Origin of the sequence: Vibrio renipiscarius (genome assembly GCF_000827885.1) — a bacterium.
Lineage (GTDB): Bacteria > Pseudomonadota > Gammaproteobacteria > Enterobacterales > Vibrionaceae > Vibrio > Vibrio renipiscarius.
Genome location: NZ_JTKH01000024.1, coordinates 210,694 through 227,685, shown reverse-complemented (window position 1 = coordinate 227,685; position 16,992 = coordinate 210,694). Strand labels below are relative to the sequence as shown.

Here is a 16,992-nt window from a genome sequence, read left to right as displayed (position 1 = left end):
CTAAAACGTTTCTGTCCACAACTAAGTTTGAACGATAAAAAAAGCGACTTCTAAGAAGTCGCTTTTTGCATGGTATTTAACGATGTCGCTTTACGAGCAAATCACAATTTCCGCGTCACCTTGCTTCGCTGCGGATTCAATCGCAGGGCTTGGTTGGGCGTCGGTGAATAAATACGTCACGTCTTTGATGTTCGCTAAAGTAATTGAACCTTTAGGGATGAACTTGCTTGAATCAAGCGCCACTAAAACATGACGTGCAGACTTCATAACAGTTTGCGTAATCATCGTTTCATTGAGGTCGTATTCAAGCAAAGTGCCATCGACATCAATCGAAGCGGCGCTCGTCACTAGGTAGTCAAAACGGAAGTTAGAGATAAAATCCATCGCTTCAGTGCCGACAATACCGCCGTTAAAGGCTTTCACCTTACCGCTAGGGATCAATACATCAATCGACTTATTGGTATGCAGAACACTCGCAACACGAAGGCTATTGGTAATGACCTGCAAGTTACTTTTCTTAGCAAGGTGAGTCGCTATGATTTCTGTCGTTGTGCCAATGGCAATGAAAACCGTTGAGTTATCCGGGATCAAATCCGCAATAGCTTTACCAATGGCGTGTTTCTGATCAGTATCAGAGACTCGACGCACCTCATAATCGAGATTATTTTTGGTCGCAGGTGAACTCGCACCACCGTGGTGACGAATCACTAAGCGAGAATCGCTGAGCTTTTTAATATCGCGTCGAATGGTTTGTGTTGATACATCGAGAAGATCGGCGAGATCTTCTACGCTGTAGTAACCTTTATCATCGACTAGCTGAATTAACTTATCTTGTCTGGGATTAGTCACGGTAATCCTTCTTATTGTCTATTTTTGGAAGTTTTGGTCTACTTCTACTCTGGTCGGAATGCCTTCGCGACCACCTCTTTTGGTGCATTTTAGCGCGGCAACTAGGTTCGAGAAAATGATTGCTTCGCGGCTTTGTTTTGATTCTGCGACGGCAACCGCTAAAGCGCCATGAAATACATCGCCTGCGCCGGTCGTATCCACCACATTCACCTTAATAACCGGTTCATGGCAGATTTCATCACCTTCAAGCCAGTAACATCCTTTTGAGCCTACTGTAACATAGACCTTACCATCCGTTTGTTTTCTCGCGATTTTTAGACCTTCGATAGGATCACTGCAACCGGTGAACTTCTCAAGGCCAGGCTCAGAAAACGCCACATGATCGGCTAGTTTTACAAGGTCGTCAATAGAATCTGGTGCAAGGTCTGCATCAAGAACCGTCGGTATATTGTGCTTCTTGGCTTGTTCTAGAGCGTACTTCGCACCTTCAGGCCAACGGACATCCGTTAAAACAGTTTCATATTGTGAGAAATCGATATTCTCAAGTTGTTTTGCATCGCGGCTTAATGACTTATCTTGGTAATTAATGATCATTCGCTCACCTTCATCATCGACCAATACGGCAGAGAAGGCAGACGATGCACCGGCGATATGGACAGCTTTGTCCACGTTAACACCGTAGCCAGCCAGTTCAGTGAGCATGACGTCAGCCACGCCATCTTGGCCAACGCGACCAATGAAATCAACTTTATGACCAAGTTGAGCTACGGCGACAGCGGCTGTCGCAGCAGGACCGCCGCCCACTTCGAAGTAATCTTTAGCGACATATTTACCGCCAGTGGTCGGGAGTGTTTCAACGCGCTGAATTCGATCAAGTACCGTAATACCTACACATGCAATGGTCATAATTCTTCTCTTATATAAATAGTTTACGTTATTGGACTGTAGAGTCACCAGTGAATGGAGCCAGTATATTCACATTTGGACATTCGGCTGGGATCGTAATCACAAAACAACCAAAATGAACATAAAACAACAAAATGTGACATTTGTTACGGTTGGAATGGTAATTAATGTTTATATTAGTCCCAACTTAATCGCGAATGTGAAGGAAATAAAAATGTCTACGATTGGATTTATTGGTTTAGGTCAAATGGGTACGCCAATGGCGCTAAATCTAATCAAAGGTGGTCATACATTAAAAGTGTTTGATATCAACCAAGCTGCGGTACAACAGTTAGTGGCTCAAGGTGCAACTGCAGCGGCATCACCAGCAGAAGCGGCTTTGGATTCTGAATTTGTTGTGACTATGCTGCCAAACGGTACGCTAGTGAAAAATGTAATACTGGGCGAGAACGGCGTTACTTCTACATTAGATAAGAATGCACTGCTTATCGATATGTCTACGATTCACCCGCTTGAAACAGACAACCTAATTAAAGAGATGTCAGACAAAGGCTTTTCAATGATGGAAGCGCCGGTTGGACGTACATCTGAGCACGCGGTACGTGGCGAGCTTTTGATTATGGCGGGTGGTACAAAAGAGCAGGTTGAGCGCGCAAAACCTTTATTTGATTGCATGGGCAATGAAACGGTTGATTGTGGCGGTGCGGGTAAAGGTATTCGCGTTAAGATCATCAATAACTACATGAGTATCGCTCTAAACGCACTATCAGCGGAAGCGGCAACGTTGTCTGAAGCGATCGGTCTTGATTGGGATACCGCGATGAAAGTCATGAGCGGCACGCCTGCTGGTAAAGGTCACTTTACAACAACATGGCCTGGCAAAGTTCTCGCGGGTGACTTATCGCCAGTATTCATGATTGACCTTGCGCATAAAGATCTGGGCATTGCGCTTGATCTTGCAAACCAAGTGAATGTTCCAATGCCATGTGGTGCGGCTGCACGTGAAGTGTATAACTTAACTCGTGGTGCTGGTCGTGGACGTCAAGACTGGACGGCGGTTCTTGAGCAATTGCGCGTAAGCTCTGGTCTGGAAGCAAAGATCAAATAACAAGAGTTTATTTCGTGGTTCAGAAATGGAATTGAATCAACAATTTCTGACACGATTAATACTGATTATTACTTAACATGAGTAAAACGTCGTTATTACTATTTCAAATTTTGCGTCTTTCTTTATTTTCTTCATTGAAGAAAGACGCGTTATCTTATGATGAATTAACAGCGTTACTTCATTAAATTCAGTTGGCTTTATATTAGTAATTGATGGGTAAATCCTTTTGCAACAAGGGTTAGGGCATTGTTTTGCCTGGATTTAAGCGCAGCGCTTATTTCGAATGTTGTAAGAGAAAAAATAGAGATGTTTATTTGCTGATAAAAATGTCTATTAAAAATTCGTCGGATTGAGATTTTTGTGACTGCGTGTACATTTATGGTAATTAGTGTCACTTAAGTAACAACAAGTGTTACATAGATAACAGAAATAGACAGCTTAGCTTGGTAACTTCTATCTCAACGAAATAAAGCCATTAAAACAAAATTTATTATTAGGGAACAAACAAAATGCCTTACGTATCTGGTAACACAATGATTAATGAAGCGTGGAAAAATGGTTATGCCATCGGCGCTTTCACTGCTCACAACCTAGAAACGATTAAAGCGGTTCTGCTTGCAGCTCAAGAAGAGCAATCACCAATCATGATTCAAATCGGTCAGAAAGCGATTAACGAAATGGGCATGAAGCCATTACGCAACGCGATTGATTCATTGATTGAATACCACCAAATCACTGTGCCAGTTTGTGTTCACTTAGATCACAGCCGTAAATTCGAGCAGTGTATGGAAGCGGCGACGTGTGAATTCCAATCGCTAATGTTTGATGGCTCTGCGCTGGATTTTGAAGAAAACGTACGCATTACAAAAGCGGTTGTAGACGTTGCGAATGCACTAGGCCTTGGTGCGGAAGGCGAGATCGGCAAAATCGGCGGAACAGAAGACGACATCACGGTTGATGAAAAAGATGCAATGATCACGACAGTCGCTGAAGCGCTTGATTTTTCTGAGCGTACTGGCGTGCATTACCTTGCGGTATCAATCGGTACTGCTCACGGTGTTTACAAAACAACACCTCAATTGAAATTTGACCGTTTGTCAGAAATCAAAGAAGCGGTTCAAAAACCAATCGTACTGCACGGTGGTTCTGGTGTGCCAGATGATCAAGTGCTTGAAGCAGTAAAACGCGGCGTTGCAAAAATCAACGTTGATACTGAATTGCGTCAAGGCTTTATCGACGGTGTTCAAGCGCACTGGCAAGCCAATGCAAAAGATTACGTGTTAGCAGATGTGATGAACACGGGTATCGCTTCAATGAAAGAAGTGGTACGCCACAAAATCCGCCTGTTTGGTTCAAACGGCAAAGCATAATAATAAATAATTAGAAATAAATAATGGGAGCGTCAATAAGCCGCTCCCAACTTCCCGAAAGCCCTACATTAAGTAATGGTGATTCTATGTTACGTACAATAGAAAAAGCATTGAATACAGTGACAACTCCCTTAGCAAAGGTACTGCGCCACGTAGCCGGTATTTTATTGCTTATCATGACGGTGATGGTTGTTGCTCAAGTTCTGTTCCGTTATGTATTTAACGTGCCTCTAAGCTGGACCGATGAAGCTGCACGTTTTTTAATGATTTACATGACTTATTTATGTCTACCTTTTGTGTACTTGGCCGACAAAAACATTGCAATGACGTTTGTGACTGAAATCTTAGAGAAGAAAGTGCCTCGCGTGTTCGCGTTCTTCTGCCTAGTCGGTCATGTCTCTGCAATTATCGTTTTCGCTGTTTGGATTAAATTTGGTTGGAACTTCTTCAATACCGGTTCGGTAATGGCAGACAGTCTTCCAATCTCAATGTATGTCATCTACATCATTCCACCAGTCATGATGGCCGTCACTTCTGTTTATGCGCTACAAAAAGGCATTCAAGCGATTCGTGGCATGCTAGGAGATTTTACTGACGTTTCTCAAACTCAAGCGACCGTTGCTCTATACGAGTCATCTCCTATTCAAGAAGTCAGTTCTGACGCGGTTGAAGAAGACGCGAAATTAGAACCAAAAGTTGCATCTTAAGAGGGCGTTAAATAATGGTTTCTCCAATCTTTTTACTTTATTTCTTAGTGCTGCTTATCGTTGGTGTGCCAGTACTATTTACATTGGGTCTATCGCCAATGATCACGCTGTTCCAAAACGACCAAATGTTGTTTGCGAACATGCTTTATCAGCGCCTTTATTCTGGTCTAGATAGCTTCTTGCTGCTTGCTCTGCCATTCTTTATGTTGGCGGGTGAGTGTATGACTGCGGGTGGTATCACTCCGCGTATTATCGCTTTTGCTCAAACGATGGTTCAGCACCTTCGTGGTGGTCTTGGTCACGTGGTTATTCTCGCGGCGACGATCTTTGGTGCACTTACTGGCTCAGCGGTAGCCGCAACCTCAGCGATCGGCGGTATGCTTATCCCTGAAATGCAAAAGTACAAATACGATACTGGCTATTCAGCGGCCCTAACGGCTGCGGCGACAGTATTGGGTAACATCATTCCACCATCAGGCATCATGCTAATCTACGCATTCGTAATGAATACGTCAGTAGCAGCAATGTTCCTAGCAGGCGTGACTCCGGGTCTTATTTTATGTGCTGGTTTGATGGTGATGAACCACTTCCAGATCAGAAAATACCCTGATGTACAACCGATGGAACGTGCACCTGCGATGGAGCGTCGTCAAGCATTCCGTTTAGCGCTTGTGCCGCTTATGACGCCAGTCATCATTCTTGGTGGTATCTACGGTGGTATCTTTACGCCAACAGAAGCAGCCGCTGTGGCTGTAGCGTACGCAATCGCTGTTTCTATCTACATCATTAAAGCAACGAACATCAAAGCAACTTACGCATTGTTTGCAAAAGTAGCGGTTAACGCAGCATCGATTCTAATCATCGTAGCCGCGGCAAGTGGTTTCGCATCACTAATCAGTCTATCTGGCGTGTCTACCATGGTTGCTGATTTCATGAGCGGCATTACGGATAACCCGTACTTGTTGTTCGCTATCATCAACGTGCTGTTGTTCTTAATTGGTATGTTCTTGGATGCGGGTCCTGCGATTCTAATCTTCGCGCCGATTTTCGCGCCAATCATGACGGCTGCGGGTATCGACCCTGTTCACTTTGGTGTGGTTATGTGTGCAAACCTTTCTATCGGTTTGGCAACGCCTCCAATGGGTCTTGTACTGTTCGTAGCATCGGGTGTGTCACGTGTTCCAGTATCAGAAATTTCTAAGAAAATCATTCCATTCCTAATTGTTGAAATGGCGATCATCTTCCTAATTTCGTTCTTCCCATCATTGGTTATCGGTCTTCCAAAAATGGCTGGCATCATGTAGCAACGTGACTTGAGCGGCATTGCTTGCAGTGCCTCTCACGTTTACTGATAAGGAACAATCGGTATGAAAAAGACAATATTAGCTTTAGTGACATCTGCGGGTCTTTTCGCGAGTGCGGCGGCCAGTGCGGCAGTTGAGTTTAACGTTGTGCACTTAACGTCACCTGAAAGCTACAACAACCAGTCGTTATTGGTGTTTAAGAATCACCTAGAAACACGCTCTAACGGCGAGCTAAAAGTAAATATCTTTGGTTCAGGACAACTGTGTAGCTCAGGTAAAGAGTGTATTGCAGGGATTCAAGCGGGCATGTTCGATTACTTCCCAACGACAGTGTCTGAAATTGCTTACTACTGGAACCCAGCAGAATCGTTTGATTTGCCTTACTTGTTGCCTAACGACCGTGTTGCTGAGTGTGTGTATGGCAACGATCAGTTGATGGCGGATGTTCGTACGAACGTTCTTAAAAAAGCGCCTAATGTGCGTTTAATGATGGTAGCGAACTCAGGTGGCTGGCGAAATTTTGCCACCAACGAAAAAGAGATTCGCACTCCAGCGGATGTTGAAGGCCTAAAGATCCGAACTGTTCCAGCTAAAGTGCAACAAGATTTGGTACGTGAGTTGAAAGGTGCACCAACACCAGTGGCCTTCCCTGAGGTTTATACCGCGCTTTCAACCGGCGTAGTGGAAGGAACCAAAAACGGCATTGTCGATATTATTCAAAGTCGTCTTCACGAAAGTTTGGATTATCTAACACTGGATGGTCACGGTTATATGGGCGGGGCGTGGGTGATGTCAGACGCGAAGTTTAATGCGTTGTCGCCAGAGCTTAAGCGCATCGTTCTTGATGCAATTCAAGCACAGCAGCAGTACCTCAACTCTTATCCGAAGCACAATGAATACGCGTCATACGAAATATTCAAGAACTCTAACGGTAAGATTTACAACCCAACACCAGAAGAAAAACAAGCGTTCGTAGAAGCGACGCAGCCGGTGATTGATAACTGGGCGGCGAATGCCGATGCAGAAGGTAAACAGTGGCTCGAGCGTTTTAAAAATCAAATTAAAACTTGTGAAGCGGAAATCGAAGCGTCTTACAAGTTAACCATGTAATACCAAGCGGTGAAGCACTAAGGAACACTTGGTGCTTCCATTAACGGAGAAAGTCGATGATTAACGACAAAGGCAACTTACAAGCGAAAGCACAAAAAATCCTTAAAGCGCTAGGTGGCATCGAAAATATTGTGGCGGGAAAAATTGATAATTGCGCCACTCGCCTTCGCATTCAAGTGAAAGATATAGAAATCGTTAATGAAGGCTTATTACGTCGCCAAGGGGCATTAGGTTTTATTCATTTACAAGATAACCAAATTCAAGTGGTTTTCTTTGATGTTCACACCCTTGCTGAAGAATTACGAATCCAAGCGGCGCACTAATACTCAAACATGAGCGTAACGCGGCTTAAGATTTAACCCAATTTACATAAGAATAAATAGATAGATAGGATATAAATATGAAGTGGATCAATACCAAATCTCACACCTCTTGGCTAGATACTGAAACGGATCGAATCTTTGAATTCGGCCGTAACGCAGTAGTACCAAACGGCTTTGGTTGGATTGGCAATACAGGTAAAGTTCGTGAAGAAATGGGAACTCGCCTTTGGATTACCGCTCGTATGCTTCACTGTTACGCGCTTGCAGCACACATGGGTCGCCCTGGTGCATATGATCTTGTTGAGCACGGCATCGCAGCCCTTGAAGGCCCGCTAAAAGACAAAACTCACGGTGGTTGGTTTGCAACGATCGACAACGCTGGCGAAGGCATCATTGATTCATCTAAGCAAGGTTACCAACACGCCTTTGTTCTTTTAGGTGCAGCGAGTGCGGTGACAACGGGTCATCCACGTGCGCTTGCTCTGTTAGATGAAGCGATCAGCGTGTATGAGAGACATTTCTGGGTTGAAGAAAAACAGATGTGTTACGAGTCTTGGGATCAAGCTTGGACGGAAACAGAAGATTACCGTGGCGGTAACATGGCGATGCACTCAGTTGAAGCATTCCTTATCGTTTACGATGTAACAAAAGACAAGAAATGGCTTGATCGTGCACTAAACATCACTGAATTCATGATCAACAAAACGGCGAAGGGCTTAAGCTACCGTGTAAACGAGCACTTTGATTCAGATTGGAATCCGCTTCCAGATTACAACAAAGAAACACCAGCAAGCCACTTCCGTGCATACGGTGGTACTCCGGGTCACTGGATCGAGTGGGGCCGTCTAATCTGTCACCTAAGCGCGACGCTGAAAGAAATCGGTGCTGAGTGTCCAGCATGGCTGATGGAAGATGCGATTGGTCTGTTTGATGCTACCGTGCGTGATGCATGGCATGTTGATGGTGCACCGGGCTTTGTTTACTCAGTGGATTGGGATGGCAAACCAGTGGTTCGTGAGCGTATTCGTTGGGCGCCAGTTGAAGCGATTGGTACGGCTTACGCACTCTTTGCCGTTACGGGTGAGAAGAAATACGAAGATTGGTACCGCACTTGGTGGGATTACTGCCGTACTTACCTTATCGATTACGAAGGTTGTTCATGGTGGCAAGAGCTTGATGTGAATAACCAAGCAGGCACAAGCGTGGTTTGGGATGGCAAGCAAGATATCTACCACCTAATGCACTGTTTAGTGATTCCTCGTCTACCGCTAACGCCGGGCCTAGCACCAGCACTAGCAAAAGGTTTACTAGACGTAAATTTGAAGTAGTGAACTAGCAAAATCGCACAGGTCGAATGAACGATGAAGGTCTTCTCTTATTAAGGAAAGACCTTCAGTCCTGTGCGACTCTTCACCAAGTCGGTCAATGCCGATTGATTTAATACCCAGCATCAATCCAATGCAAAGCCTTTCAAATCCGTTGGATTCAGAGTGGATTTAGCGCTTTTCTATTGTTACCCACCAACAGATTAATGAGCCTAAAGTGACCATGACGACACCTTGCCAAAAACCATGACTTAATGTGACCCCCAATAATACCGATGAAAATAATGCCGAAAAGATAGGGGTGAAATAGGACAAGGTGGCAAGAAAAACCATATTACCGCCCACAATTGCGATGTTCCATAATCCATAACCACCCGCCATAAGAAACGCCGCTGAGATTAAGTAGCCGATGCCTTGCCATGAGAAGTGCATGCTCGCTTCATTCGAGAGCGCATATTTCACCCAAAGCGATGCTGCGGTGGCGATGAAGAAGAGTGTAATCGCGTTGTGTTTGGATTGCTGTCTCTTGGTCAAATTACAGTAACAGGCCCAAATAATGGCACCACTAAACGCCATGCAGTAGACCAATGGATTGTCGTTGATATTGCTAAGTAGTTGTGTGGGTGAGAACCCGTTATCACCACTGACCGTCCATGCGACGCCAAGAAAGGCGAGGGCAATGGCGGGATAAAGCAATTTACTCACTTTCTTCTGGCTGCCCCAAACGGCGAACAGGACGGTGAGTGCGGGCCAAAGGTAATTCACAATCGAAACTTCTATCGCTTGAGCGCGAGAATGTGAATAGCCAAGGGCAAGCGCTAAAAATATTTCATAACAAACAAAGAGGGCGCCGCCTAATACCAAGTAAGTACGAGAAAAGGCCGATAATTTAGGAATGCCAACCACGCAAATTAAAAAGACGGCGGCGAGAGAATAGAGTAAAGCGCTCCCTCCTATAGGGCCAAAGCTTTCTGTGACCAACCTCGTACTTGCCAGCAAGCAACTCCAGAAAAGAATGGCGATACCACCGTATAAAGTGAAGCGAAATTGAGATGAAACCATAGGATTATTGTGCCTGTTGCAGGTTGAGCGCCGAGATTGCGATAGTTTACCGTACAGAATTAGATAATTCGTTAAATTTTTAAAACTGTTAAATGCGCACACGAAAAGACACAACGAATTATTTAGAATACCCCAATGACTGAGTGACTTATTGCATATTAAGCTCGCTCGGTCTCGAATTGTAATAGTGTCTAAAGTGAATGCTCTAGGCAAACGTGAATATAAAAAGGAGATTAATGTGAAGCGTTTAGCGATGGCTGTAGTGATAAAAGAGGGCCGAGTGTTGGTCCAAAAAAGGCATCGTGCGACATCGGGCATGGTGATGGAGTTTCCTGGCGGGGAAGTCGCGGAAGAGGAAACGGGCACCAGCGCCGCCCTACGTGAATTGGCGGAACAAACGGGTTTACAGGGATTAACGCATGCAGCCACTTACACCAATGTGAATGAATACGGCGGACGAATTTATTTCGTCGTTTTTCGAGCACAGAACAATGATGAGCCGAAAAGTATCGATAGCTCGCGCCAGCAACAGTTTTATTGGTTGGAACCGAATCAGATTCCTCTTGATGACTTTTATCGCGCGGATGTTGAATTCATTACTCAGCAGCTTAAACAATACTCTGTGCAGCCAAGCCTTGCTTAATTGATTAGATTCAAATAAGAAAAAAGCCAACCGCAAGAGTCGCGGTTGGCTATATAAATCGTGAACAAAAATTAGGTTCACTAACAACGTCAGTTGGCTAGGTGACCCTCGGCTTAAGAAGGGTCATATTGTATATAGCATTATCTATGCCAATTTTTCATGTGACTATTTGTGCATATTATCACAAATATCGGGCCATTTATCGATGGGTCTTTGCAAATTGCAAATGCAAAATGCAAGCGCAATGAAATTGCTACTGATAACCCTAACATTAGTGGCGTTAATCACTTATACGGAATAAAAGAAGTATAGCTGTGACTTCATTCGTATAATGATCCCTCGAATGGCATCCAAGAATGATAAGAAGCTAATCGGCTTCTCTGCACTGACCCAAGCTAAGCCAACAGAGCCAACAGGGATGTCAAACTCAGGCGACTCTTCAATTTTTAAACGTACAAAGTGGTGTTTGTTCTTTAGATTGTTCCCCGTCGTTGCGCGTACCGATTGATCAACGCCGAGTAAGTTGCTTTGTGCTTCTCCTGTCCCTTCGACAATGCCTTCTACGTGAGCGGAAAATATTTTCCCAGGATAGACTGACGAAGAGAACTCCGCCGTTTGACCGGGCTCGATATTGCGTATGGCTTGGTGGTTGACACGCATAAGCACATATTTCTCGTTGGTGTACATTTGCAAGCGAGGCATCATGGAGACGCGTTGCCCTTCTCTAAGGATAAAGTTGGTCACAAAGCCATCTGCGGGCGCATAAACCTTAGTGCTATCGAGTTCCCATTTCGCTTTTGACACGCTTTGTTGTGCCGAGTGCCAATCGGCCTCTCGACTATCAATCGACAGTTCGCTTTTCACGATGGCCAGTTTGGCTTTTTCAAGATCGATTTGTTTCGTCAGTAATTGCGATTGAATGGTGTCGACATAATGGCTTGCTTTAACGACGGCCGTTTGCTGCTTTTCGATGTCGCTTTCGGTAATCGTATTACTGACCACTTTGTTTTGTTTTTGGTAGCGAGACAACGTGTTGTTTTGCAATGTGTGGTCCGCTTTGGCAGTGGCCAATTGCGCCTCGCTCGTGTGCAAATCTTGTTGCAGCGAAAGGTACTCAGACTCTGCGACTTTGACATCTTGTTTCGCCAAATCTAATGCGGTTTTAGTGGCTTGCTCGTTGACCTGCGCTTGGCGATAGGCGATCTGATAGAGAGTGTCATCTATTTCATAAATTAGGTCGCCTTTTTTGAGCGCCTGATTTGGCTCGATATGAATTTTAGTCACTTTGCCTTTTACGTTAAGCGCATCTGGACGTAATTGAATATGGGGCGATTGCACGACTGATCCTCCGGAAAGATCCATCGGAGCATAGTTAATGAGGCCGACCCAAACAAACATTAGCCACGCACCGCCGCCTAGATAGGAAAAAGACTTTGTGGCGGTATTCCACGGCATACCAATAAATCGTAATAAGTAAATAAAGAGTGCCCAAACGGCTAAGCCTTCTAACATGATTCGCCCTCGCGTTGATGGTGGTCTTTCGCTTTGGCCGCCTCTGTTGCCGTATGCGGAGCCGTTGTCGCATCATTCGATGCTTTGTTCGGCGCGTGTCGCCAGGTATCGCGTAAATTTACGATCGCTTTTTCCATATCCACAAAGGCAAGGATCACGGCTAACACCCAGACCCAGTGCCACAGAAATCCAATCCACGTCAAGGCCGTGATCAGCCCAATTTGATGATGGCCTTTACTGTGCGCTTTATTGATTGGTAATTCGTGAAAGCGCCAAAAGCCATAGGCTACCGCAGCAATACTGCTGACTAAGACGATGGTCGCCACAACATGTAAGGCTGTATCTGCGTTGCCACCCACAAATGGCACACTCAATAAACTCATTGTTTTCCCCTGTATTATTTCTGTGGGGATTGTGATCTGGAATTGATTAAATCGTACTAATGTGACAGATTGGAGCAGTATTGTTTATGAGATGATTAGATCTGTGATGAATAGAGTGCGATTTATCCGAGCATTAGGCGTGCGTAATGTTCATAATCAAATTAGGCGTCGCTATGGATTAGACGCCAACGCATTGGCGATCCCTGAATCAGCGTTGCAAAACCCGATGACGCTGATCCCTCTTTCTGAAGTAAACCGCTGGTATCAATCGCTGGAAGCCGCCACAGGAAACTGTGATGTCATTTTGGATGTGGCCAGTGAAATCAAACCCAATGATTTAGGTGTTGTGTCACGTTGGTTATTGTCAGGGATTGATCTTGCATCGGCGATTCGCCGCTTAAACTATGGTATTTCAAGTTTGCAATCGGGCGCGTTTTTATCAGGCAGCCAGAGCGGTCATATTGTGAAATGGGAGTATTACAATCCTTTCATTGATCCGCAAAACAAGGTGCATGATTCCGTTCGAGCAGCGGTGTTTATGACGAAAATGATTCGTTATTACGCGGGTGATAGCTACACACCGATGCGTGTGATGATGTCGGGCATACGAAAAAGCGATGAAAAATATAAGCAGTATTTTGGCTGTGATATTGGTTGGAATCATTCAAAAACAGAGATTTGGTTTCATACGGATCTTCTCTTATCGACTCAATCGATGCGCTTTGCTAGAGGGACCAAACCCTTAGCAATGAATTTCGCGGATTTGGATGAATTTCTTAATATGCCCGCACCGGATGACGAGATAAAAGTCATTTACGAATTGATCAACTACAGCTGTCATTATGGTTTTCCCACGGTTGAAAAAGTCGCGAGTCTCATTGGTCTCTCCGCGCAACAGTTCCAACGTCGTTTGCACGCGATAGGCATGAACTTCACCAATGTGATGGGCTATGTCATGAGTAATATCGCCGTTGAATTAATGGTCAAGGGAGTCTCGTCAGAAGAAGTTTCGCGCCGTTTAGGGTATAAAAATGTCGCCAGCTTTAATCGCATGTTTAAGAAGCATCGCGATCTCACCCCAAAGCAATTTATTCAACATTTGGTATAACCGACAGGGAAGAGTGATAAGGGCGGGCAGGGAAGTGTGGTGAACGATGACGTTCTGCAATCCGGCTTGCCTGCGCGTCTTCTCAACGGTTTCTAACACGGATGATTTCTAAAATACGACGCCATGATCAATCATATCAATCTTAACTTATTGCGTTCTTTACAAGTGTTGTTGGAAGAACGGCATGTCAGTCGCGCCGCTGCGCGTTTGAATCTCACGCAATCTGCGGTGAGTCGACAATTGGCTCAACTCAGAACCTTATGCGCCGATCCGCTTTTGGTTCGAAATGGCAACGTATTGGTGGCGACGCCAAAAGCATTGGGACTCTTAGATCGGGTTAACCATGTTTTGCGACAAACGGATGAACTATTTAGTGATGTGCCTTTTGATCCCGCGACGTGGCAGCAAGAGTTTGTGTTCTCTTCCAGTGATTATGTTGCGCAGTTTATCGTGCCAGCGGTGGTGTCGATATTGACTCAGCAAGCACCGCTGGTGGATTTGAGTTATCGGCTTTGGCAACCTGATTATTTGGCGCAAATTCAGACTACCGGGATTGATTTGGCCTCAACGATGTTGCCTGCCGCACCGCAGCAATTATCCAGTATCATGATTGGACAAGACAACTCGGTCTGTTTGATGCGAGTTGGCCACCCACTTATGGCAAAAACCGTGTGGAAGAGTGAGGACATCGTCCGTTTTCCCCATTTAAAAATTACCGGTGGGGGAGATAAAGACAGCCAAGTCGATTGGGCGTTATCCCAGATGGGAATGTGCCGACGTATTGCTGTTAAAGTGCCGTTCTTTTCAGTAGCGGTGAATGCTTTGCAAAGTAGCGATTTATTAATGGTGGTGCCTGAACACATCGCGATCAATCTGACTCATCATGCAGCGCTGGCCTTCCGCCCCCTTCCTTTTGAGACGGAAGCGCATCTTTATTGGCTAATGTGGCACCCAAAATTTGACCAAGATAAGGCCCATTATTGGATGCGTGAAAACGTACTCAAGGTGATGAAACAGTCACCGTATTCTATAGGTATGATTTAAAATCATTCCTGTTATGCATAACTTTGATTTTGTTACATAGCGGTTTGGTCTTAAAGTGATCACCTCTTATTTTTCTTTGCTCGATTAAGGCATCAACCATGACGCTCACCATTTGGATTTCTCTATTTTTCGTTTGTTTATTAGGCGCGATGTCGCCAGGGCCGAGTTTAGCCATGGTGGCCAAGCATAGCTTAGCAGGTGGTCGCGCGAATGGTTTAGCGGCGGCTTGGGCGCATGCGATTGGTATCGGCATTTATGCGTTCATTACTTTGATTGGTTTGGCGGTCGTCTTACAACAGTCGCCACTGCTTTTCAAAACCATCAGCTACGCCGGTGCAGCGTACTTAGCGTACTTGGGGTATAACGCGTTGCGCTCAAAAGGTGGGGTAGCCGCTAAACTGGAATCGGGCGAGCAAACCAGTTTGTGGCAATCGGCACGCGAAGGCTTTCTTATCTCAATTCTTAGTCCAAAAATTTCGTTGTTTTTTATTGCACTCTTCAGCCAGTTTATTGCCGTAGGCAGTGATCCTTTGAGCAAAATGTTGATCGTGACCACGCCGCTGTTGGTGGACGGATTATGGTATACCTTGGTGACTTTTTTGCTCTCTACGCCACGCTTTATCGACAAAATCCGCACTAAAGCACAATTGATCGATCGACTTTCTGGCATCATCCTCATTTTGCTTGCGGCGCGTGTCGTACTGACGGTGTAAAGGAATGATGATTAGACTTGCGGTTATTGGAACCAATTGGATTACAGACCAATTTATTGAAGCGGCGCTGTTCACTCAGCAATATCAACTGAGTGCGATTTATTCCCGCTCAATGAGTTCGGCTGAGGATTTTGCGCAGAAATACCAGACGCTTACCCCTTCACCACGGTTGTTTGATGACTTAGAGCAGTTGGCCCAAAGCGATAGCATTGATGCCGTGTATATTGCGAGCCCTAACTCCTTGCATGCCCAATATGCGATTCAAATGATGCAAGCGGGCAAACATGTGATTTGTGAAAAACCGTTGGCGGCCAATGCGCGTTTAGCGGAAGAAATGTTTGCGGTCGCAGAGCAAAATAATGTAGTGCTGTGCGAGGCGTTTATGTCTCCTCACACGCCTAACTTCAAGATCCTTCAGTCACAATTGCCAAATATTGGTGCGTTGCGTAAGGCGTTTATCACCTATTGCCAATACTCTTCTCGTTACCCCAAATATCTCGCTGGGGAGAATCCGAACACGTTCAATCCTCAATTTGCGAATGGTTCGATTATGGACATTGGCTTTTATTGCTTAGCATCGGCGGTGGCCCTATTTGGCCGTCCTGAAAAGGTCTATGCGCAAGCTCAGCTTCTTCCCTCCGGTGTTGATGGCAGTGGCAGTGTGGTATTGACGTATCCAGGCTTTGAAGTGGTATTGCAGCACTCAAAAACCAGTGATTCCTTTTTATCGAGTGAGTTTCAAGGTGAAGAGGGCGCATTGCACATGCAGATGATTTCGGTGGGTAAGAAAATAAGCAAAATCATGCGTGGCCAGGCGGAAGAAGATTTGAGCGTTGAGCAACACAGTAACCCAATGGTCTACGAAGCGCTCGATTTTGCTGAGCAGTTAGTCAATAATAAAATGAACCCTGTGGCGAAAGAGCGTTCGCTGATTGTCGCCCAATTATTAACGGAAATTCGTCGCCAAACTGGCGTGAAATTTCCTCAAGATCAATGAGAGATGGAACATGCAAGCTGAAGTAAAATGGATTGAAGATTTTAAGTTTTTAGGTCAATCACAGTCTGGGCATTCCGTTGTAATGGATGGAAATGGCGGCTCAACCGCTCCAAGCCCAATGGAGATGGTATTGATGGCTGCGGGTGGTTGCAGCTCTGTTGATGTGGTCGATGGTTTAAAAAGTGCAGGGCAAAGAGTAAACAGCTGCACCGCCAAACTGACGACCGAACGTCGTGACACTGCGCCGCGTATCTTTACACATGTGAATATTCATTTCGAAGTCTCTGGTGATGATCTTGATGCTAACGTCGTCGAAAAAGTGACGGCTGATTCACTAGAGAAATATTGCTCGGTGTGTTTGATGCTGGTTGAGGGCATGGCAATGACCCACAGTTGGGAAATCGTTTAAGCCCTAGCATTTATAAGAATCAGTATTGGTTCACGAGTTATCGCGACTATTTTTTGTTTTGTTGCCAAGGCTTATTGGCATCGTGCGAGACTCGTGAATCTCTGCGCAAATGCACAGCG

Annotated in this window: 18 protein-coding genes; 13 read left to right on the top strand and 5 right to left on the bottom strand. The window is 45.1% G+C overall.

Translation table 11 applies throughout. The annotated features are described in order from the left end of the window. Positions 1 to 90 precede the first annotated feature (90 nt). Together OJ16_RS14710 and OJ16_RS14705 are read right to left on the bottom strand one after the other, a co-directional pair. Positions 91 to 849, bottom strand: coding sequence for a DeoR/GlpR family DNA-binding transcription regulator (locus tag OJ16_RS14710; protein ID WP_082030251.1), 759 nt, complete (start codon positions 847 to 849; stop codon positions 91 to 93). Positions 850 to 867: 18 nt separating this feature from the next. Then, positions 868 to 1,755: a PfkB family carbohydrate kinase gene (locus tag OJ16_RS14705; RefSeq protein WP_040992006.1), complete on the bottom strand. Its 888-nt coding sequence runs from the start codon at positions 1,753 to 1,755 to the stop codon at positions 868 to 870. Positions 1,756 to 1,969: 214 nt separating this feature from the next. On the opposite strand from OJ16_RS14705, the gene yihU reads away from it, so the two are divergent. The 7 genes from yihU to OJ16_RS14670 all read left to right on the top strand — a co-directional run bounded on the left by yihU (position 1,970) and on the right by OJ16_RS14670 (position 9,005). Next, entirely contained in the window at positions 1,970 to 2,863 is an 894-nt protein-coding gene (yihU, locus tag OJ16_RS14700) for a sulfolactaldehyde 3-reductase (RefSeq protein WP_040992005.1), read from the top strand. Positions 2,864 to 3,372: 509 nt separating this feature from the next. Beyond that, positions 3,373 to 4,233, top strand: a complete 861-nt coding sequence (locus OJ16_RS14695; protein WP_040992004.1) for a class II fructose-bisphosphate aldolase — start codon at positions 3,373 to 3,375, stop codon at positions 4,231 to 4,233. A gap of 86 nt (positions 4,234 to 4,319) precedes the next feature. Then, positions 4,320 to 4,940: a TRAP transporter small permease gene (locus OJ16_RS14690; protein ID WP_040992003.1), complete on the top strand. Its 621-nt coding sequence runs from the start codon at positions 4,320 to 4,322 to the stop codon at positions 4,938 to 4,940. 14 nt (positions 4,941 to 4,954) lie between these two features. Then, positions 4,955 to 6,244: a TRAP transporter large permease gene (locus OJ16_RS14685; RefSeq protein ID WP_040992002.1), complete on the top strand. Its 1,290-nt coding sequence runs from the start codon at positions 4,955 to 4,957 to the stop codon at positions 6,242 to 6,244. Positions 6,245 to 6,307: 63 nt separating this feature from the next. Further along, positions 6,308 to 7,354, top strand: coding sequence for a TRAP transporter substrate-binding protein (locus OJ16_RS14680; protein WP_040992001.1), 1,047 nt, complete (start codon positions 6,308 to 6,310; stop codon positions 7,352 to 7,354). Between the two features lie 56 nt (positions 7,355 to 7,410). Then, the gene (locus OJ16_RS14675; RefSeq protein WP_040992000.1) at positions 7,411 to 7,677 is read left to right on the top strand and encodes a PTS transporter subunit EIIB; all 267 of its coding nucleotides are present in this window, start codon (positions 7,411 to 7,413) and stop codon (positions 7,675 to 7,677) included. Positions 7,678 to 7,754: 77 nt separating this feature from the next. Continuing rightward, a complete protein-coding gene (locus OJ16_RS14670) occupies positions 7,755 to 9,005 on the top strand; it encodes an AGE family epimerase/isomerase (protein WP_040991999.1) in 1,251 nt (416 codons plus the stop codon). A gap of 168 nt (positions 9,006 to 9,173) precedes the next feature. Here the strand turns inward: OJ16_RS14670 and yddG are convergent, their stop codons facing one another. After that, positions 9,174 to 10,064: an aromatic amino acid DMT transporter YddG gene (yddG, locus tag OJ16_RS14665; protein ID WP_040991998.1), complete on the bottom strand. Its 891-nt coding sequence runs from the start codon at positions 10,062 to 10,064 to the stop codon at positions 9,174 to 9,176. Between the two features lie 238 nt (positions 10,065 to 10,302). Between yddG and OJ16_RS14660 the strand changes: the two genes are divergently transcribed. After that, positions 10,303 to 10,707 carry an NUDIX hydrolase gene (locus OJ16_RS14660; RefSeq protein WP_040991997.1) on the top strand — a complete coding sequence of 135 codons (405 nt, stop codon included), beginning with the start codon at positions 10,303 to 10,305 and terminating at the stop codon, positions 10,705 to 10,707. A 288-nt stretch (positions 10,708 to 10,995) separates the two neighbouring features. Here OJ16_RS14660 and OJ16_RS14655 read toward each other — a convergent pair whose 3' ends face one another. Continuing rightward, entirely contained in the window at positions 10,996 to 12,219 is a 1,224-nt protein-coding gene (locus OJ16_RS14655; RefSeq protein WP_040991996.1) for an HlyD family secretion protein, read from the bottom strand. Further along, positions 12,213 to 12,602, bottom strand: a complete 390-nt coding sequence (locus tag OJ16_RS14650; RefSeq protein WP_052810341.1) for a hypothetical protein — start codon at positions 12,600 to 12,602, stop codon at positions 12,213 to 12,215. The genes OJ16_RS14655 and OJ16_RS14650 overlap by 7 nt, the downstream gene beginning before the upstream one ends. A gap of 106 nt (positions 12,603 to 12,708) precedes the next feature. On the opposite strand from OJ16_RS14650, the gene OJ16_RS14645 reads away from it, so the two are divergent. The 5 genes from OJ16_RS14645 to OJ16_RS14625 all read left to right on the top strand — a co-directional run bounded on the left by OJ16_RS14645 (position 12,709) and on the right by OJ16_RS14625 (position 16,873). Beyond that, positions 12,709 to 13,710 carry an AraC family transcriptional regulator gene (locus OJ16_RS14645; protein ID WP_040991995.1) on the top strand — a complete coding sequence of 334 codons (1,002 nt, stop codon included), beginning with the start codon at positions 12,709 to 12,711 and terminating at the stop codon, positions 13,708 to 13,710. Positions 13,711 to 13,833: 123 nt separating this feature from the next. Continuing rightward, on the top strand, positions 13,834 to 14,754 hold the full coding sequence (locus OJ16_RS14640; RefSeq protein ID WP_040991994.1) for a LysR family transcriptional regulator: 921 nt from the start codon (positions 13,834 to 13,836) through the stop codon (positions 14,752 to 14,754). A gap of 98 nt (positions 14,755 to 14,852) precedes the next feature. Further along, on the top strand, positions 14,853 to 15,467 hold the full coding sequence (locus OJ16_RS14635; RefSeq protein ID WP_040991993.1) for a LysE family translocator: 615 nt from the start codon (positions 14,853 to 14,855) through the stop codon (positions 15,465 to 15,467). A gap of 7 nt (positions 15,468 to 15,474) precedes the next feature. Next, positions 15,475 to 16,464 carry a Gfo/Idh/MocA family protein gene (locus OJ16_RS14630; RefSeq protein ID WP_040991992.1) on the top strand — a complete coding sequence of 330 codons (990 nt, stop codon included), beginning with the start codon at positions 15,475 to 15,477 and terminating at the stop codon, positions 16,462 to 16,464. Positions 16,465 to 16,474: 10 nt separating this feature from the next. Then, a complete protein-coding gene (locus OJ16_RS14625; protein ID WP_040991991.1) occupies positions 16,475 to 16,873 on the top strand; it encodes an OsmC family protein in 399 nt (132 codons plus the stop codon). The last annotated feature ends 119 nt before the right edge of the window (positions 16,874 to 16,992 follow it).